Below are 18,337 nucleotides of genomic sequence, written 5' to 3'. Positions count from 1 at the left end.
TGGATGTCTTTGTGTCGCTATATCCGGGCTGATCCCAGCAATGAGATTAGCCTGATTGTGATGTCAGGAGTTTATCGTGGTCGATTCAGAACATGATATTCTGATCCCTCCTTACCGGCCCTGACCCAGTTTCTTTCACCTAACCTGTGACACGCACCGGGGTATGTTCAAATCCGGCCAATGCACCAAGCCATTTTGCAAATTCGCGCAGAAGGAGGTGCAGGGTGGAGGGCTCGAAAGGGTGAGCCAGCGCAGGTGGAATAACCGGGTAAGGGTAGAGGGTCACGCCCGGTAGTGTGCGGCGTAATTCCACCAGAGCGCGGCGCATGTGGTATCCCGCCGTTACAACGGTAAGGGTATGGATATGGTTGTCCGCTACCCATGCTGCGGTCTCGCTGGCATTTTCAATGGTGGAGCGGGCCAGATAACCTAGCGTGATGCGGTCTTTCACACTGTCAGGAAGGTGGGGCGGCAGGAGGTCCTGCTGCGTGGCTTGTGGGTCCACTCCTGAAATCAGCAGTTTATCGCCCCTATTTTGCATGAGCAGTCGTAAAGATGTGTCCACACGGCCTTGGCCGCCTGTCAGTGCGACAATGCCATCGGTATGCGGCATTGTGTCGGGTGCTGGGCGGAGCGCATCATAAACAAACCATCCAAACGCGCCGCAGAGTGCCAGACCGGCTAGCAGCCCCCATTTCAACGCCCAGAGAATAAAGCGGGCGAGACGGGATGGGCGAGGGGAACGGATAGCCTCACGCCTCATGGCATCCGTCGCAGCCAGATACGGACCATAACCTGCGTGGTCGCCCAGCCAATAAAGGCGGCGACAAAGGGGAGGGCTGCAAGGCCTGTCAGCATGTCTCCCGGTAGCAGGTCCGGCAGAGTGCGCCAGTCCGGCATGGCGGGAGTGGCGGCCTGAAGCGTGGAGGCTGAAAAGGGGGCTGCCATTCTGAACAGCAGCAGAAGCGGTGCCATGGCCAGCAACGTGCCAAGCAGACCGCCACCAAGAGCCAGACCGCCGGTGCGACCCGCAAAACGCCCGGCAATGTAGCTGTCAGTCGCACCCAGACCATGCAGGATTTCAATAATATCGCGCCGGGTGGAGAGGCCCGCTTTTGTGGCCAGCGCCGTAATCATGGTGGCAATACCCCCCACAGTGACGAGGGCAAGCGCCGCACACGCCAGCAGACTCTGGGCCAGAGCGCGCAGGCGGGTGCTCCACTCCGCATTATGTTCCACGACCGTGCCGGGAACGTGAGTATCAAGCGTCTTTTCCAGATCAGTCGGGGCTTCCTGCCCTTCGGCCAGCCGTACCTCAATGACAGCGGGGAGGGGAAGCGCGGTTTTGCCCGCATCTCCAAGCCATGGAGTGAGCAGGCGGGCGAGTTCTTCCTGCGTCAGACGATGAACCTGTGTTCCGACAGGAAGTGTTGCGAGGTCTGCCAGAACGGCATCGGCCCGGCTTTTCTGCGCGTTTTTCTCGGCTTTGGCGGTTCCGGCCAAGGGCTGGTCCGGGTCCGAGACCTGAATGGTGAGCAGTTGCGCGGCCCCGCCCGCCCAGCGGGAGGACAATGTGCGGGCTCCTGTGGCTCCTGTCAGCGTAAGGGCGGCCAGAAAGCTCATCATGGCGACCAGAATAAACAGGCTTCTGTCTGGCAGCGCTTCGGAAAGGGAGAGGCCGTCTTTACGGCCAGAAAAGGGAAGGGCCACGGCTCAGGTTCCGTCCTGCACAAGGCGGCCGCGTTCCAGCACCAGTGCCGGACGGGGCAGGCGGCGGACCAGTGCCTCATTATGGGTGGCAACAATGACCGTGGTGCCCATGCTGCTCAGTTCACTGAACATATCCAGCAGTTTGTGGGCCTGCGGTTCCTCCAGCGCATTGGTCGGCTCATCGGCCAGAATCAGGCCGGGGCGATGCACAATGGCGCGGGCAATGGCGGTTCTCTGCTGCTCACCACCGGACAGGCGGGAGGCGCGGGCATCAAGCCTGTCGCCAAGACCAACCCATTTCAGAATGGCCTGAACCTCATCCGTAATCTCATCCTCCGGCCTATATTGCAGGCGCAGGGGGAGGGCGACGTTATCAGCCACGGACAGCCCCGGCATGAGCCGGAAATTCTGATGCACCATGCCGATTCTCTGCCGCAGGCGGACCAGAACAGAGCGGGGTGTCTGGGCTGTAACGTCCTTGTCCAGCAGGCATAGCGTGCCGTCGGAGGGAAGGTTTTCCACATGCAGCAGGCTGAGCAGGCTGGTTTTGCCTGCGCCGGATGGCCCGAGCAGCCAACGAAAGCCTCCCTGCGGAACGCTGAAGGACAGGTTGGAGAGCACGGGCGCGTTTGCCTTACGCTCCCTGCGCCATGAGACATTGCTAAGACGAATCATGAGGGCAGCACGGGTCTGCCGGTGGGCAGCAGGCAGGAAGGGCGGGGCTTTCGCATAAATCTGAGTGTAACGGAGGGAGGGCTGTGCTGTCGATCAGAAGCAGCAGGACGAGCGCCGGGAATGCCCCAAAATCTGGACGGGTGGTGTCAAAAAACACACATAATCCGTTGTGTGAGATTGGAGGATGGGTAAGTCCCGCTCAGGCGTCATCAAAAGAAGAAGGCGATGCGCGCTTTAAGGCGAGGGCTCGCCTGCTCGTTTCGATTCGAGTTTTGAAGCAAATCAGGATTTAATGCGGTAGGTTGCGGTCAGGGTGGCCGAGCGGCAAGGCATGACTGTAACTTGTGTTTTCGCAGGGCCAACTGCCCAACCAATCAGGAGCAAGGTGCTTATGGTAAATTTGCGAGAGCGAATGCTGACAGAGGCCTTCTGGCGGTGGGCATGGGGTGCCAGTCTGGCGTTGGCTCTGCTGGTGCTAGCGGGTATCTGCTATAATTGGGACGAGATTGTGCGGGTCTGGCCCGCTGCGGCCCGGCTGCATCTGCCGGGCTAAAGGTTGCCGCCCATCAGGTTAAAGATGGGCGTTGCGGTGCGGCAAAACCCCGCGCTTTCTTACATGTTGCGTCCGGCCAGTGTTGCCAGAGTGGCGCCAGCAGCGGCCAGACCCATCAGCAAAATGCCGTCCCAGATCATGCCGCTGGCTGTCAGCGTATGGCCCGCCAGTGTAATCTGTTCCGGGATGGCTGCGGCCACATTGGCAATCGCGTCCCGTGCCTGTGGGTCAGCCGAGGCACTGACGTGCGAGACCGCGCCAATCAGAACAGGCAGCGCCTTCCACGCAACACCGGCAATCAGCAGCAGCGGGGCAAAGAGTTCAGCAAGCTGCTGTATGAAATAGAACGCAAAATAGCAGAGGGACCATACGCCCGCGCGGGCGAGCTTCAGCCCGATTGGGGTGGACGCTTGCGTAGTGGACAAAAAAGACAGGGGCCGATGAGCGTCAGCCTGATTGCGGGTGTGGTCCATGAGTGTGGTATTTCCTCAGCCAGTAAAAGCAGGATGCCGCATGTCTGGAAACCAGCAGGCGCGCACAGATTGGACTGGATTATACACAAGAGCCTTCCGAGCACACACCAGCTTCCTGCAAAAGACGGGCACCGTGGCTTTCAGGTGATAGGTCTCCCGTAACGTCCGGGCAGAGAAGACTATTTTCTGGCTCTGGTAACGCATTCGCGAGCAGACGGGCTCATCGGGATTTGGTTAGATCAGTCACGCCATGAACGCGTAGCCTTTGTGGTCGTCAGGCATGGGCGTGATGTAGATGAAGATAACAGCAGAAAGCAGGACACCTGAAAACGTCCTGAAAGCGTGATGTACGCTCCAGAACAACAGGTGTGGGACACAGGATTGAGATGACCGTTCGTTCGGGTAACATTTTACTGATAGGGCTGAACGGAACGGGGGCTGAAGAATTTTCCGTCCTGCTGAGCCAACGTGGCTTGCAGGTGGCACATGCGGCCAGTGGTCGCGAGGCGTTCACGGGGTTTGAAGCCCATTTGCCAGACCTGCTGGTGGTGCCCGCGACCTTGCCGGATATGTCTGCGGCTCAACTGTGCCAGCGGTTACGGCTGAACGCCGTCACGCGTGGAATTCCTGTGCTGGTGCTGGTTGAAACACAGGATGCGGAGCAGGAACGCTTAATTCTGGAGCAGGGGGCGGATGCCTGCCTGAGCCGCAAGACAGACCCTGCTTTCCTGATGTTCCGTATCTGCGCGCTGCTGCGGGAATATGATGAAGAGCCCCTCTCTCGCACGGGCGGAACATTCCGCCAGCCTTGCGTGGCGGTGGTGACGGCTCCGGGCGGTTTGCTGTGGTCATGGCACGGCGGAGGCCATGAGACACAGCCTGTCCTACTGGACCTTTTACAGCGCAACGGGGCCAGTGTTTTGCTGGTTGATGACCCGACTGATTTTAACATGACAAACTGGCCTGCTGGAAAGGATCAACCGGATTGTCTGGTGGTTGATCTCGGGTGCCCGGTGTTTGACGGGCTTTCTTTTGCCCGCACGGTGGTGGCGCTCCGCCGCCGGACGCGGCAGTGCGTGCGTGTGCTGGGTATGGTGGATGCTGGCCAGCTTTCCGGCCAGATGGCGACACTGGCCTTTAGTGCCGGGGTGGATGATCTGGTCGATGCGGATATTGCCCCCGGCCTGCTGGGGGCGCGTGTGGGGAGCCTTGTGCGCCGCAAGATGGTGCAGGACGAAACCCGGCGCGAAGAAACACATATTGAAAGTGCCCGAGCCCGTATGGCGCTGGCAGATGCTCTGCGGCGCGTGAATGCAGACCTTGCCGCCGCCAACCGCAAGCTGATTGAGGCGCAGGCCAAGCTGGTACAGTCCGCCAAAATGGCGTCTCTGGGGGAACTGGCAGCGGGCATTGCGCATGAGTTCAATAACCCGCTGGCGTTTGTTCTGGCGCATGAAAACACGGTAAACCGCAGCATTACGTCCGCGCTGAACGCCGTGCGGGCGGGGGATCAGGCAACAGCCGAGCAGGCATTGGCCAAGAGTAGTGAACGTCTGGCGGCCTCGCTGGTCGGGCTTTCCCGCATGCGGGATCTGGTTGTCAGCCTGCGTCGGTTTTCTCGGCTGGAAGAGGGGGAGTTTGCGCGTCTGGATGTGCCAGAGGCAATCAAGATGGTGCTGACCCTGCTTGCCCCCAAACTGGGACAGACTATTCGTGTTGTCTGTGCGCTGGATGCACCGCCGGACCTGTTCTGTCAGGCGGCTCTGGTTAATCAGGTTGTCATGAATATTGTCAGCAACGCTGCCGATGCCATTATAGAAAAGCAGCATGAGCAAGAGGTTGCCGGGCATCAGGCCGAGGGGGAAGACCGGATTGAAATTACCTCCTCGCTGGAGCCTGCCACGTCCCACACCGGACAGGATTACGTGATCAGGATCAGTGATACCGGGCCGGGCGTGCCGAAAGATCTTCAGGAACGCGTTTTTGAACCATTTTTTACAACAAAACCTGTAGGCTCAGGGACTGGTCTGGGTTTGGCGACAGCTTATGGCGTTGTTCAGGCCCATGACGGGAGTATTGTTGTGACAGATGCGCGTGAAAGTGGCGGTGCCTGCTTTACGCTGCGCGTGCCCTACCGGGCTGAAGAGGAAAGGCGGACACATGCTGCCTGAACCCAATAAGCGGTCTGTTGTTCTGGTTGTGGATGATGAACCGGAGATACTGGTCGCCCTGACTGATCTGCTGGAAGAAACGTATGACGTTCTTTCAGCTTCTTCGGGTGAGCGCGGATTGGCCCTTTTGCAGGACCATGCGGACGTAGCGGTGATCGTGTCCGACCAGCGGATGCCGGGCATGACGGGGGATGTTTTTCTGGCGCGCGCCAGAGATATTTCCGCTGCTGGGGCCATTCTGCTGACGGGCTATGCGGATATCGCCGCGGTGGAAGCGGCTTTGAATCAGGGCCAGATTTCCTTTTTTGCGTACAAGCCGTGGGATGATGAAACGCTGCTGTCCATGGTCGCGCAGGCGGCATCGCGCTACCATCTGGAGCGGGAACTGCAATGTGAACAGCTCCTGCTGCGTGGTCTGCTGGATAACCTGCCGTTTGGTCTGGGGTTCAAGGAGCAGTCCGGTCGTTTTATCCGCCTGAATAACCAGATGGCGGAGCAGTTCGGGCGGAGTGTGGAGGCCTGCATTGGCCACACGGAAGAAGAACTGGTGGATACCACCCGTCTGGAAAGCCTGAAAGAGGCGCAGAGCGCTCTGGACTCCTCCGGGCGGGATCAGCAGGTCTTGCAGATTAAAGGGCAGGATGGGCAAGCCCGCTGGCATGATCTGACACGTGTGCGGCTGGATGGTGCGCCGGGTGGTGCTGTGTCTGGCTGTGTCTCCGGGCTTGAAAACTATTCCATCCTGATAGACCGGGATGTGACGGACCTTCTGGCTATGGAGCAGCGGCTGCGTCAGGCCGAAAAAATGCAGGCCATCGGCACGCTGGCGGGCGGCATTGCGCATGATTTCAATAACCTGCTGACGGCTATTCTGGGTTCTCTGGAACTAGTGATGGATCTGGAGCCGCCCAAAGACCCGGGCGTGTCCCGCCTGTTCCATAATGCGCTGGAAGCCGCGCGGCGCGGGGGCGCGCTGACACAGAAACTTCTGGATTTCAGCAGGCCGCGCCATCTGGTGTGCCAGCAGGTTGATTTGCGGAGCCTGATGGCGTCCCTGCAAAGCTTTATGTCTCAGGGCAAGGTGCCGGATGAAATTCAGGCGGTGCTTGGGGCTCCGCCCGTAACCCCCAGCAGTCGCATTAGCACGGTGCAGTTTGATATTCCGCAGACATCACTCCCCGTTGTGTGGACGGATGCCACGCAACTGGAACTGGCGGTGTTCAACCTGTGCGTCAACGCTCTGGATGCGCAGCCGGAGGGTGGGGCGACCACAGTTTCCGTCCGTCAGGCTGTTCGGCCTCTCGGCTTGGCAGGCAACGCTGCCCACGGGGATGTTTGGGTCGTGGTGCAGGTGATGGACCGTGGCGTGGGGATGACGGAAGAAATACAGGCCCGTATTTTTGACCCGTTCTTTACCACCAAGGGGATCGGGCAGGGGACGGGGCTTGGCCTGTCCATGATCTACGGTTTTATCAGCCATTGCGGTGGAGAAGTGCGGGTGGAGAGCGTGCCCGGCGGTGGCACGTCCATTGAACTCTGGCTGCCTGCCATGGCGGAAGACCGCGCGACAGTGGCGTCCATAACCCCTGTAAAAACGATGCCGATCGCACCGCCGCCCAAGCTCCAGCCCGTCGAGCATGGCGAGACCATTCTGGTGGTGGATGATGAACCCGGTGTCCGGGCTGTTACCGCCGGTTTTCTCCGCCGGGCCGGATATAATGTGCTGGAATCCGCCAGCGGTGCGGAAGCATTGAGTGTCATTGCCGAAAAGCCAGAGATTGCACTGGTGGTCATGGACGTGATGATGCCGGGTATGAATGGGGATGAAGTGGCCCGCCGTCTGCACACTGTGCGACCGGAACTGCCGGTGCTGTTTGTGACCGGCTATGCCGATTTCGCAATGTTACCCGAAGGAGTTACGGTTTTGCATAAACCCTACACGCGGGATGCCCTGCTGGGGGATGTCAGGGCCTTGCTGGTCGCATAACCACGGCTTTCCTGTCGGCTGGCCTCTTGTGCTGGCCGCAGGAACGCTTATTTCTTGTGACTATGCAAAGCTTTCATTCAGCCACCTCCTCGCATGACCCCGTCGGCTGGCACGGGACAACAATCCTCTGTGTCCGGCGCGGCCCGACTGTAGCCATGGCCGGGGATGGTCAGGTCACGCTTGGCCAGACCGTTATCAAAGGCAACGCGCGCAAAGTGCGGCGTATCGGTCCATCCGGCTCCATTCTGGCCGGGTTTGCCGGGGCTACGGCGGACGCCTTCACCCTGCTTGAGCGGCTGGAAGCCAAGCTGGAACGCTACCCTAACCAGCTTGAGCGGGCCTGTGTAGAATTGGCTAAAGACTGGCGGACAGACCGTTATTTGCGCCGTCTGGAAGCCATGATGGCTGTGGCCGATGCTCAACATTCCTATACGCTGACAGGCAATGGTGACGTGCTGGAGCCGGACGACGGTATTATCGCCATTGGTTCTGGGGGTAACTTCGCTCTGTCTGCTGCGCGGGCGTTGCTGACGGTTGATGGGCTGGATGCGGAGGATATTGTCAGGCGGTCCATGAAAGTGGCCGGGGATATCTGCGTTTATACCAATCATTCTGTCAGGGTTGAAACGCTGACGACTACTCCTTCAACCGATGAGGTTTCTTCCTGATGGACGCACCGACGTTTTCTCCGAGGGAAATTGTCTCGGAGCTTGATCGTTTTATTATCGGGCAGGCGGATGCCAAGCGTGCTGTCGCCATTGCGCTCCGCAACCGCTGGCGGCGGGCGCAGTTGGCCGAAGGGCTGCGTGAAGAAGTTGTGCCCAAAAACATCCTGATGATTGGCCCGACCGGCTGCGGTAAAACCGAAATTGCCCGCAGACTGGCAAAGCTCGCGCAGGCGCCGTTTTTGAAAGTGGAGGCCACCAAGTTTACGGAAGTCGGCTATGTGGGGCGCGATGTAGAAAGCATTGTGCGCGACTTGGTGGAAGCGTCCATCACCATGCTGCGGGACGTTAAACGCAAGGACGTAGCAACCCGCGCCGCACAGGCGGCGGAAGACCGTCTGGTGGAAGCGCTGGTCGGCGCGAGTGCTTCGGCAGAGACCAAAAACAAGTTCCGCGCTATGCTGCGGGATGGTCAGCTTGAAGAGAAGGACATCGATATCGCCGTGGTGGAAGCCGCTCCCGCTGGCGGTGGTGAGATGCCGGGGATGGTGCCCGGTCAGGTCATCAATTTTAGCGAGATGATGAAAAACTTCATGAGCAAGACGCCTCAGCAGCGCCGCCTGAAAGTGGCCGCCGCGCGGGAGTATCTGGAGCGTGAAGAAGCGGACAAGATGCTGGATAATGAGGCGCTGACGCGGGAAGCTGTCGCCCACGCGCAGGAAAACGGTATTGTCTTTCTGGATGAGATCGACAAAGTTTGCGGGCGCGCGGCCGATGGTGGCGGGCGGAGCGGCGATGTCTCGCGCGAAGGCGTACAGCGTGACCTGTTACCGCTGATTGAAGGCACCACGGTTTCCACCAAATATGGGCCTGTGAAAACCGACCATATTCTATTTATTGCCTCGGGCGCGTTCCATCTGGCCAAACCGTCTGACCTGCTGCCGGAATTGCAGGGCCGTCTGCCTATCCGGGTTGAACTCCAGCCGCTGACCCGTGAGGATTTACGTCATATTCTGACAGACCCTGAACATTCTCTGCTCAAGCAATATACAGCCCTGCTCAGCACGGAAAATGTGACCCTGACCTTCTCTGACGGCGCGGTAGAAGCCTTGGCCGAACTGGCTGCGGATATTAATGACCGTGTGGAAAATATCGGCGCCCGACGTTTAGCCACGGTGCTGGAAAAGCTGCTGGAGGAAATTTCCTTCACAGCATCTGACCGGAAAGGCGAGGTTATTCACGTTGAAGCCTCTCTGGTTCAGAAAAAAGTTGCTCCTCTGGCCCGCAAGGGTGATCTCAGCCGGTTTATTCTGTAATGAACGCACCTTTTGTTTTGCCGGAGGAAGACACAGCTTCCGAAGCGATTGACGCTATCCGTGAGGAACTCGAGGTTTTTGATGACTGGATGGAACGCTACCAGTACATCATAGAAATGGGCCGTAAACTGCCGCCCTTTCCGCCGGAATGGTGCAATGACGAACACCGCGTACCCGGTTGCCAGAGCCAAGTGTGGCTGGAAGCACGGGAAGACGGCGGCAAGCTTTACTTTGCGGGGCTTTCCGATGCTGCCATTGTTTGCGGGTTGGTGGCCCTGCTGCTGCGTGTCTATTCAGGGCGATCCCGTGAGGAAATCATGGCCACAGACCCGCATTTCCTGCGGGATTTAGGGCTGGTGCAGGCGTTGTCCACCAATCGGGGTAACGGGGTGGAAGCCATGGCGCGGGCGATCCGGTTGGCTGCTGCCCGATAGGTGTGTCACGGGATGGACGTTATGTCAAAATTAGCACAATGAAATTGCAATTTTTTTGACATCTGAAGCGGCAATGGCGGTGACTGAAAAAGAGCATTGCCCGCTATCTGCTTGCAGAATGACGAGCCTCCCTTTTTGTTGCCACTCCAAAGGAGAATTTCCAGTTTTTGTGGTTTAAGGTTGATGGAGATGGCAAGGGTCTCGAAGGCATTCCTCGAGCCCCTTGTCTGGCGCCTGATCCGGTGTTCTGCTAGCCCGTTGGGAATGTAGACGCACCGTATTGTAGTCCTGCCGCCAGCCAGTCAGACTCTGGCAAATCTGTTAAAACTGGGGATGCCCTGTGCAATCGTAATGGCCTCATTATAGCATAGAATTAGAATAACAATATTTTGGTCTGTAAGATCTATACAATCACGATGTATAAAATTACCTTACCAATATCTCTGGGAAAGAGTTTTACATAAGACGATATAACAGAACAGCATAAAAACAAATATAAGAGAGTTTATAGCAACGTCAGTTAAAACAATTTGGACCGCTTTCAGTTGGGAATTATCTGGTTCTTCGTATTTTTTAAATATAAATGGGCAAAGTGTGCCAAGCATCAGAATGGGCAAAAAATATCTGCCTTGTACACCTTCGACGATGTCTTTTCCAACAGGTGTCCATGTAGCATAAAGAGCTGCAAAAATACAGAATAAAGAGATGGTCGTAATTAGAAGAAAACCAGTCAAGCGTAAAAAATACTCTTCACGTATTTTGAATCGGCAAAAGTATAAGAATGACGTGGAAAAAGTAATAATTAGAAATGTGTAGGAAATTATGTATGTCATTAATGTGAATGGTGTATCTAACCACCCGAGTACGCCAATGATTTGAGTTATAAAGCCCTGCCAGTTTATTTTTAGTGTATTGCAAACAGCCCATAAAAATTGTCCTGGATGATGGAGGCCAAATACAACCTGTTGCGCCGCAGAAACACCTGGTGGTGCTAGTTTTGTCATAACGGGACGCAGTCCAAAAAATATCCATATGGAAAAAACACTCAAACCACTGCAACAACTCGTAATAATAAGTCTAATATTCTGCCTGTTTACCAATAGAACTGGTGTAAACACCATCATGAGATAGGGAGTTTTCGCGGCGGCTACGCAGCCAAAGGCGATACCTGCTCCAGAGGCGAGAAGAAATTGTTTCCAACTTGGCATCGTCAGCAAACAGCGGAGAAAGCACCCAATACCCAAGCTTGTAAGTGCTAACATCATGCCATCTTGAGAGCATGAGGCCATGAGGCTTATATTCATGGGTAATAGTAGGATAGAGAGCATAAAAATGCTGATTTCTGGAATGAGAAATAGTGCAAGCGCACTTATTGCTACATTGGCAAGTAAATTTCCAACTCTGGCTAAGTAAAATGTACCTAATATGCTGGAATGTAGAAAGCGTCCCCATAAAATGCCGCTAGCTGCCCCTAAATATGAACTGGGGGGATAAAGAACCGTACTAAAGCCTACAAATACTGTCTCTGACGACCAAGGCACAGTCATGGCCTGGGTTATCATATTCGGGGTTACTTTTTCCTGCGGTGCAGACTTTAATTTATCAAATGAAGCTGTCACGATCGGTACAGATTGTGGTAACATACCACCACTTTCCAGTGGAGAGCGTCGAATACCTACCAATCCACCATTAGCAATTTGCATCGCACGCATAAAATGATTTGGCTCATCTGCGACCTGAAAGGGTGGCGTCAGAATAATGCAGAAGAAGCCAGTTACGAGCATAAACAGGATGTATAAGCTTGTTAGGATACCCCTGCGTGATATGCAGGATGGAACTAATAAAATTTTGGCTTTCAAGAAGCAGGATTCCAAGCTGAGGTGATGGATGGAAGAGAGTAATTTCCTTTCTGTCTCGATACCATTAGTTTTTAGATGCTGTCTATGCTCAGAACTTCCTTTTGACCCGAAGGTCTATCGCTGGGCTTGAAGAGCGTTTTTATGACTGAGCAGGCGGCTTTTAAATCAGCTTCTTAGATTCAGGAGTAGAGTGAAAAACCTCAGAAAGTGGCTATCAACATTCGACTTTGGGCCAGAAATAAGTTTTGCGAAGCGTCATGACACGGTTCCCGTAATTCCTCTGTCGGGCACCAAAAAACCGGCGGCTGAAAACAGCGCGCCGGTTTTTTTGGAGTGACTTTATGGCTTCAGGAAAAAGCCTGCGTTAGGCCGACTTTTTCTCGGAAAGGCCTTTCAGAACATCCGCCGGGCGGATGGGCTGATGGCGCAGACGCACACCCACGGCGTTAAATACACCGTTGGCAATGGCTGCGCCGATGGTCGTCACACCCGGTTCACCCAGACCCATGGGTTTTTCCGTGCTGGCCACAAATTCGATATCCATTTCGGGAATGTCGGTAATGCGGAGCGGGGTGTAGGTGTTCAGGTTACGGTCCCGCACGTTGCCGTTTTCAATTTCGGTGTTCTCAAACAGCGCCATGCTCAGGCCCCACAGAGCACCGCCTTCCGTCTGGGCCATGGCGCCATCCGGGTCAATAATGGTTCCGGCATCCAGAACCAGCCAGATTTTCTGGCAGGTGACAGCACCGGTTTTGCGGTCCACATGCACCTGCACAGCCCCAGCGGTCCATGTCGGCATGGCGCGTTCCTGCCCGAAGGTGGTGGCAATGCCGATGGCCGTATCAGGCGGCAGTTGGACTTTACCGTAGCCGCATTTCTCGACGAGACGCTTGAGCACATTGGCCTGCCGCTTAGCACCGCCGACGGAATCCGGTGCCGAGCCTGCATTGCGCCCTTTGGCGGTCAGCAGGGAGAGGCGGAAATCCACCGGGTCATGCCCGAGTTCATGCGCCAGTTCATCCACAAAGGCTTCATGTGCCCATGGCGTCCAGCCGGAGCTAACGGAGCGCAGCCAGCCGGGGCGGAAGGTCGCGTCTGCCAGATCATTATCCAGCGCGCGGACCCGCATGGGGCCGACATCGTACCAGTGGTCAGCGCCTGCAATGGCGAACTGATCGTATGGTTTACCATCATCGCCTTTTGCCATGAAGGCCGAAGCCATCACGCGGGTCGGCCAGCCTGCGGAGGCATGGTGCTGCCAGCCTTTGAGGTTTTTCTGGTCGTCCAGCGCCACGCGCACCGTCTGGATGGATGGGGAGCGGAAGGAGTCAAACTGCATATCATCTGAACGGGTCAGAATCAGTTTGACCGGCTTGCCGTCCATCGCCTTGGACAGCAGCGCCGCGGGCACCGCGTAGTCACCATTCAGGCGTCGGCCAAAGCCGCCGCCCAGCATGTAGCTGCGCATCACAACGTCGGTTTCTTTAACCTGCAACGCCTTGGCAATAACCGGTAGGAACAGGGATTGCCACTGGTTACCGCAATGGATTTCCCATTTGCCGTCCTGCAAGCGGGCCACAGCGTTCATCGGCTCAAGCTGATAATGCAGCACGGAGGCGCAGGTGTAAGTGCGTTCAAAAACCTGTTTGGCAGCGGAGAAGGCTTCATCCACGCCGTTATCATTGAACACGCAGGTGCCGCCGGTTTTGTCCGCAATCTGCTTGCGGCCATGCTCGATAATGTCTTTTTCCGAGACATTGGCCGTCTTGCCCGGTGTCCACGTGACCTTCAGCGCGTCAGTTGCGCGAATGGCTGCGGGGTAGGTGGAAGCAATAACAGCAACCCAGCCCGGAACAGTCTCGGACGGATCTTCCAGAACGATGTAGCGGAGATAGCCTTTGACCTTTTTGGCCTCACTATCATCCACGGACACAACTTTGGAGCCATAGCGCGTGGGCGGTAGTTTGGGCCGCGCATACACCATACCGTCCAACTTGGCGTCGATACCATAAATGGCGGCACCCGTGGTTTTGGACGGAATGTCCAGAGCCTTGACCTCTTTGCCAATCAGGCGGCGCTCAGAGGCGTGTTTAAGCGGCAGCTTTGCCATCTCATCCGGGGAGAAGGACCGAGTGGGGCGGGCGTGGCTGACAATGTCCCCAAAGGAGACGGAGCGGCTGCCTGCAACCACCCGGCCATTGCGCGCAATGCAGTTGGCGGGGGAAGTGCCGAGCAGTTTAGCACCTTCTTCCACCAGCACGGTGCGGGCGGCGGCCCCGGCCTGACGGAAGACATCCCATGTCATCCATACGGACCATGAACCACCCGTGACCATCAGGCCCCATTTCGGGTCTGTATCCACATAGGTAATGCGGACTTTGTCCCAGTCGGCTTCCATTTCGTCCGCAATAATGCGGGCGAGGGCGGTGCCGACATGCTGGCCCATTTCCGCGCGGATGATGTTCACGTTCACCACGCCATCTTGGCCGATAGAGCACCAGATCGTGGGTTCAAACGCGCCATTGCCGGGCATGCTGGCGTTCTGCGGGTAAGTCTGGGCTGCACCCGCTTCCCGCGCGAAACCGAACATGAAGGCTGAGCCAAGACCTGTCAGCAGTACGCCGCGGCGGGTGGGGCCACGCCCTGCCTCACGGTCCTGCCGGGCTGCAATGCGTTCAAGTTTACCCATTAGACTTCTCCTCACGCAGGGCGGCAGCGGCTTTTTTGATAGCCTTGCGAATGCGGATATAGGTCATGCAGCGGCACAGGCTGCCGCCCATCACGCCATCAATTTCCTCATCCGTCGGGTCCGGATAGTCTTTCAGCAAGCTTGCGGCCTGCATGATCTGGCCGGACTGGCAGTAACCGCACTGCGGAACCTGAATGTCCCGCCATGCCACCTGCACAGGGTGCTCACCCTCGGGGTGCAGCCCTTCAATGGTGGTGATTTCAGCACCTTCAATGGAGCTGACCGGCGTAATGCAGGAGCGGGTGGCGCGGCCCCCCACATGCACGGTGCACGCACCGCACTGGCCCACACCACAGCCAAATTTTGTGCCTGTCTGGTCCAGCTCATCACGCAGGGCCCAGAGCAGGGGGGTATCTTCCGGCACATCGACGGAAACGTCACGGCCATTGAGTTTGAACTTAATCATGAGTGGCTCCGTGTGCCGCCTTAGTGAGAAGAATTAACGGGAATGGTTTTAACGGTCTTGCGAATGTCCGCAGCTTTCTTCTCAAGGTCTGTCCAAGGCGGCAGCGTGGTGCGGGTGCGGCGCAGATAGGCGGCAATGCGGGCCATATCTGTGTCGGACAGAGCGTTATAGAAACTGGGCATTGCAATGCCGGACTGACCTTCTTCCGCAGTCAGACCGTGCAGCATGACCTGATACAGGTTGGTCGGCTCATCCAGCCACAGGGCGTTGTTCAGCGCCAGTTCCGGGCGGCCTAGCACGGGCATGGGGGCGGCGTTGTAATGGCAGGCACCACATGCGCCCTGATACAGGCGGGCATCCGCGTCCAGCGTGTTCGGGCCGATCAGATCTTTTTTGGACTCTTCCATAGCGTGGGCAAGAGCGGCCTTGTCATGGCCCTGACGTTCCGCCGCGTGGTCCACATCCGCAAAGTAATGCGCAAGGGCATGGACGTCGTATTCCGGCACCTGAGAGAGGAAGCGGTGCGGGATGGGGGACATCGGGCCACCAGCCGGGCCGTGCAGCGGGGCTACGCCAAAGCGCAGATACTGGTACAGCTCGTCTTCCGTCCATGTGGTCGGGGTGGGGTTCTTGTCGTTCAGCGGGGGGGCAATCCATGCATCAACAACTGCGCCGTCATACATAGAGCCTTTCTTTTCCGCGCCCATCAGGTTGCGGGGCGTGTGGCAGGCGCCGCAATGGGCATTGCCTTCGGCCAGATAGGCACCACGGTTCCACAGTGCGTCATGGCTGGGGTCGGGCTTGTAGACGCCGGGGGTGAAGAACATCAGCTTCCAGCCAGCCTGAAAAATACGCAGGCTGAGGGGGAAGGGCAGCTCATTCGGGCGGCGGGCCATATGCACGGCGGGGCGTGTCATCAGGAAGGCATACAGATCAGAAATATCCTGATCCGTCATTTTGGTGAAATGATCATACGGGAAAGCCGGGATCAGATGCACACCCTGACGGGAGACGCCATAACGCAGGGAGCGGCGCAGAGCCTCTTCCGACCACGCGCCAATGCCCATTTCAGGGTCGGGGGTAATGTTGGAGGAATAGATGGCTCCAAACGGGGTTTCCATCTTGTAATCCCCCGCCAGTTCCGGGCCGCCGCCGTTATCTGTGCGGGTATGGCACTCCGCGCAATAGCCTTCTGCCGCGACAATGCGGCCGCGTTCAATCTGTTCGGCTGAAAAGCTGCTAGCTTTCGGCGGTTCTATTGTGGCGATCGGCGGATACCACGCGTAATACAGAAACCCGAGCCCACCTAGGACACCAGCCCCGACAGCTCCTGCTAAGAGACGTTTAATCACTCTACCCCCAATTCCTGTGCATACGACAGCCAGCCGAAGCTGAAAGACTGAACATATCCAGCTTTCCCCTTCGGGAGGTCCGGGGACCTGCCGTCTGAAGGTCTGTTATTTTATAGTGGACGAAACTTATCTGGATTTGGCCCGCAAATAAACGCATAGGTTTTCGCTGGAAGCGATTAAATCTGAATAAGATTTATTTGAAACACGAGAATGTTATAAAAAACGGCTAATTTCTTTCTTGACTATGTTTTCTTCAATATAGACAGGGCTTCTTTTGCATGAAAGGCATGCGTCCATGGCGTAATGAAATCCCTCTTTCGACGCAGTATCTCGCTTGATTCTAGGATGAGACCCTGCGTCTGAAAGAAAATGGCCGCAAAAACAGAGCAGAAAACGTGCCTGTTATATCAGTTTTACAGGTCCAGTTGCTGAAGTGTTGCGCGCGCCCCGTGTGTGCGGAGGCTGCTGCGCAGTGTGACGACATCTTTCACAAAAGCAGGATACTGCTCCAGACCCCAGCCTGCAAAGACGGGCATGGTCAGTCCTGCGGCCAGATCGTCCTGCAAAGCCAGTGCTCTGGCATGCTCCGGCAGGCCGGGCTCGGAAAGCGTATAAGGTTTTTTGCTTTCGGTTTCTCCGCGCAGATATTCCAGAAAGCAGGCAATGCCAAAGGCGATGCGCCGATGGTCAGCGTTCGCTTTCAGCACACCTTTGACAGTATCAGCCCAGAAAACCGGCAACTTGGAAGCACTGTCTGACGCAATGCGCAGAAGCTGGTCGCCAACAGCCGCGTTGCGGAAGCGATGCAGCACCTGATGGGCGTAGTCATGCAGAGAAACGCCTTGGGGTGGCGTTATAAATGGCGCGGCATCCTGTGCTAGAAACTGCTCCAGCAGCGTGACTAAGGCCGCATCTCCCATGGCATGGGGCACGGTGTCATAATCCATCAGCAGGCCGGGCAGGGCGAGCATGGAGTGGGATGCATTGAGCATTCGCAATTTTACTTGCTCATAAGGGCCGACATCATCGGTGAATTCCACACCGACAGCCTCCAGTTCCGGGCGGCCCGCGCAGAAGTTGTCCTCAATAACCCATTGCGTAAAGTCTTCCGCAAAGAGCGGCATCTGGTCGGCAATGCCGCTCATATCATCCAGCCGGATGGTGTCCGCCTCGGTCACGGATGGGGTGATGCGGTCGACCATGGTGGAGGGAAACGTCACGTTTTTTCTGATCCACGCACCCAGAGCCGGGTCCCGCGCCTCTGCAAATGCGCAAAAAGCGGTGCGGGCAATGCTGCCATTGTCACGCAGGTTGTCACAGGTCAGCACGGTAAAGGGGCCGGTGCCGTTATCACGGCGCAGGCGCAGGGCTTCCGTTACCAGTCCGAACGCTGTTTCTGGCACCGGGCGTTTCAGGTCTTCGGCAATGGCGGGGTCTTTCAGCATAAATTTGCCGCTGGCATCCACATAATAGCCGCCTTCCGTAATTGTCAGGCTGACAATTTTAATGGCGGGGTCGGCCAGACGTCGGATGGTGGCGGTGCGGTCCTTCGCGGCTTGTATATAATCCGTGATAGCTCCCAGAACGCGGGTTGTGTGCGTATTGTCAGGTGCGAACTCGGTTAAGGTATAGAGGCAATCCTGCTCGGCCATGATCGTCGCCCGACGGGTTTCCCGCGCATTGTCGCGCAGGCCGATGCCGACAATGGCCCAGTTCTGCTGGCCGGGGCGCGCCAGAACCCGATCAAGATACAGCGCCTGATGTGCCCGGTGAAAATTGCCGACCGCCAGATGAGCAATGCCCGGTGTGGTTTTGCTGCGGTCATATGCAGGAACGAGCACCTGCGGGGGGAGTTGGTTGAGCGTTGTGTTGGAAAGGGCAATCATGGAAATCGGCATACCTTGTTCTGGTGTCAGATCAGGTCCGGTGCAGGCAGAAAAACGTTTAACCACAGCCTCTTGAACGGCTGTGCTGCACGCGGTTTTCA

General features: G+C 56.8%; 15 protein-coding genes. 6 read left to right on the top strand and 9 right to left on the bottom strand.

What is annotated here, in order from left to right; translation table 11 throughout:
- Positions 1–139: 139 nt before the first annotated feature.
- The 3 genes from AD949_RS12705 to AD949_RS12695 are packed head-to-tail and all read right to left on the bottom strand — an operon-like array spanning position 140 to position 2,385.
- Positions 140–763 carry a YdcF family protein gene (locus AD949_RS12705; protein WP_048834665.1) on the bottom strand — a complete coding sequence of 208 codons (624 nt, stop codon included), beginning with the start codon at positions 761–763 and terminating at the stop codon, positions 140–142.
- Positions 760–1,710, bottom strand: coding sequence for a cell division protein FtsX (locus tag AD949_RS12700; protein ID WP_048834666.1), 951 nt, complete (start codon positions 1,708–1,710; stop codon positions 760–762). The genes AD949_RS12705 and AD949_RS12700 overlap by 4 nt, the downstream gene beginning before the upstream one ends.
- Positions 1,711–1,713: 3 nt before the next feature.
- Entirely contained in the window at positions 1,714–2,385 is a 672-nt protein-coding gene (locus AD949_RS12695) for a cell division ATP-binding protein FtsE (RefSeq protein ID WP_048834667.1), read from the bottom strand.
- A 391-nt stretch (positions 2,386–2,776) separates the two neighbouring features.
- Here AD949_RS12695 and AD949_RS14190 point away from each other — a divergent pair, with 391 nt between their 5' ends.
- Positions 2,777–2,938, top strand: coding sequence for a hypothetical protein (locus AD949_RS14190; protein WP_156475933.1), 162 nt, complete (start codon positions 2,777–2,779; stop codon positions 2,936–2,938).
- 59 nt (positions 2,939–2,997) lie between these two features.
- Here AD949_RS14190 and AD949_RS12690 read toward each other — a convergent pair whose 3' ends face one another.
- Positions 2,998–3,411 (bottom strand): hypothetical protein, encoded by a 414-nt coding sequence (locus AD949_RS12690; RefSeq protein ID WP_052944500.1) that lies wholly within the window; start codon positions 3,409–3,411, stop codon positions 2,998–3,000.
- 386 nt (positions 3,412–3,797) lie between these two features.
- Between AD949_RS12690 and AD949_RS12685 the strand changes: the two genes are divergently transcribed.
- From AD949_RS12685 to AD949_RS12665, 5 genes are all read left to right on the top strand, one after another.
- Complete coding sequence (locus AD949_RS12685; RefSeq protein WP_082064560.1) at positions 3,798–5,582, top strand: ATP-binding protein; 1,785 nt, start codon at positions 3,798–3,800, stop codon at positions 5,580–5,582.
- Positions 5,572–7,569: a response regulator gene (locus AD949_RS12680; RefSeq protein ID WP_048834668.1), complete on the top strand. Its 1,998-nt coding sequence runs from the start codon at positions 5,572–5,574 to the stop codon at positions 7,567–7,569. Before AD949_RS12685 ends, AD949_RS12680 begins: the two co-directional genes overlap by 11 nt.
- Before the next feature lie 62 nt (positions 7,570–7,631).
- On the top strand, positions 7,632–8,237 hold the full coding sequence (gene hslV, locus AD949_RS12675) for an ATP-dependent protease subunit HslV (RefSeq protein ID WP_048834669.1): 606 nt from the start codon (positions 7,632–7,634) through the stop codon (positions 8,235–8,237).
- On the top strand, positions 8,237–9,550 hold the full coding sequence (gene hslU, locus AD949_RS12670) for an ATP-dependent protease ATPase subunit HslU (RefSeq protein ID WP_048834670.1): 1,314 nt from the start codon (positions 8,237–8,239) through the stop codon (positions 9,548–9,550). Before hslV ends, hslU begins: the two co-directional genes overlap by 1 nt.
- Positions 9,550–9,984 (top strand): SufE family protein, encoded by a 435-nt coding sequence (locus tag AD949_RS12665; RefSeq protein WP_048834671.1) that lies wholly within the window; start codon positions 9,550–9,552, stop codon positions 9,982–9,984. Before hslU ends, AD949_RS12665 begins: the two co-directional genes overlap by 1 nt.
- 431 nt (positions 9,985–10,415) lie before the next feature.
- Here AD949_RS12665 and AD949_RS12660 read toward each other — a convergent pair whose 3' ends face one another.
- From AD949_RS12660 to AD949_RS12640, 5 genes are all read right to left on the bottom strand, one after another.
- Positions 10,416–11,768: a DUF2142 domain-containing protein gene (locus tag AD949_RS12660; protein ID WP_082064562.1), complete on the bottom strand. Its 1,353-nt coding sequence runs from the start codon at positions 11,766–11,768 to the stop codon at positions 10,416–10,418.
- Positions 11,769–12,207: 439 nt separating this feature from the next.
- The gene (locus AD949_RS12655; RefSeq protein ID WP_048834673.1) at positions 12,208–14,532 is read right to left on the bottom strand and encodes a xanthine dehydrogenase family protein molybdopterin-binding subunit; all 2,325 of its coding nucleotides are present in this window, start codon (positions 14,530–14,532) and stop codon (positions 12,208–12,210) included.
- On the bottom strand, positions 14,525–14,998 hold the full coding sequence (locus tag AD949_RS12650; RefSeq protein ID WP_048834674.1) for a (2Fe-2S)-binding protein: 474 nt from the start codon (positions 14,996–14,998) through the stop codon (positions 14,525–14,527). The genes AD949_RS12655 and AD949_RS12650 overlap by 8 nt, the downstream gene beginning before the upstream one ends.
- A 20-nt stretch (positions 14,999–15,018) precedes the next feature.
- Positions 15,019–16,350: a cytochrome c gene (locus tag AD949_RS12645; protein ID WP_048834675.1), complete on the bottom strand. Its 1,332-nt coding sequence runs from the start codon at positions 16,348–16,350 to the stop codon at positions 15,019–15,021.
- 413 nt (positions 16,351–16,763) lie between these two features.
- Complete coding sequence (locus tag AD949_RS12640; RefSeq protein ID WP_048834737.1) at positions 16,764–18,236, bottom strand: mannitol dehydrogenase family protein; 1,473 nt, start codon at positions 18,234–18,236, stop codon at positions 16,764–16,766.
- Positions 18,237–18,337 lie beyond the last annotated feature (101 nt).

It is taken from the genome of Acetobacter orleanensis (genome assembly GCF_001581005.1).
Taxonomy (GTDB): domain Bacteria; phylum Pseudomonadota; class Alphaproteobacteria; order Acetobacterales; family Acetobacteraceae; genus Acetobacter; species Acetobacter orleanensis.
The sequence above is the reverse complement of the archived record's forward strand: the minus strand, read 5'-3'. Positions and strand labels throughout refer to the sequence as shown.

Coding starts and splice junctions, on each gene's coding strand:
- hslU (WP_048834670.1), top strand. CDS start 8,237: ATGGACGCACCGACGTTTTCTCCGAGGGAAATTGTCTCGGAGCTTGAT.
- hslV (WP_048834669.1), top strand. CDS start 7,632: ATGCAAAGCTTTCATTCAGCCACCTCCTCGCATGACCCCGTCGGCTGG.
- AD949_RS12690 (WP_052944500.1), bottom strand. CDS start 3,411: ATGGACCACACCCGCAATCAGGCTGACGCTCATCGGCCCCTGTCTTTT.
- AD949_RS12665 (WP_048834671.1), top strand. CDS start 9,550: ATGAACGCACCTTTTGTTTTGCCGGAGGAAGACACAGCTTCCGAAGCG.
- AD949_RS12655 (WP_048834673.1), bottom strand. CDS start 14,532: ATGGGTAAACTTGAACGCATTGCAGCCCGGCAGGACCGTGAGGCAGGG.
- AD949_RS12640 (WP_048834737.1), bottom strand. CDS start 18,236: ATGATTGCCCTTTCCAACACAACGCTCAACCAACTCCCCCCGCAGGTG.
- AD949_RS12650 (WP_048834674.1), bottom strand. CDS start 14,998: ATGATTAAGTTCAAACTCAATGGCCGTGACGTTTCCGTCGATGTGCCG.
- AD949_RS12705 (WP_048834665.1), bottom strand. CDS start 763: ATGAGGCGTGAGGCTATCCGTTCCCCTCGCCCATCCCGTCTCGCCCGC.
- AD949_RS14190 (WP_156475933.1), top strand. CDS start 2,777: ATGGTAAATTTGCGAGAGCGAATGCTGACAGAGGCCTTCTGGCGGTGG.
- AD949_RS12685 (WP_082064560.1), top strand. CDS start 3,798: ATGACCGTTCGTTCGGGTAACATTTTACTGATAGGGCTGAACGGAACG.
- AD949_RS12695 (WP_048834667.1), bottom strand. CDS start 2,385: ATGATTCGTCTTAGCAATGTCTCATGGCGCAGGGAGCGTAAGGCAAAC.
- AD949_RS12660 (WP_082064562.1), bottom strand. CDS start 11,768: ATGCTCGTAACTGGCTTCTTCTGCATTATTCTGACGCCACCCTTTCAG.
- AD949_RS12680 (WP_048834668.1), top strand. CDS start 5,572: ATGCTGCCTGAACCCAATAAGCGGTCTGTTGTTCTGGTTGTGGATGAT.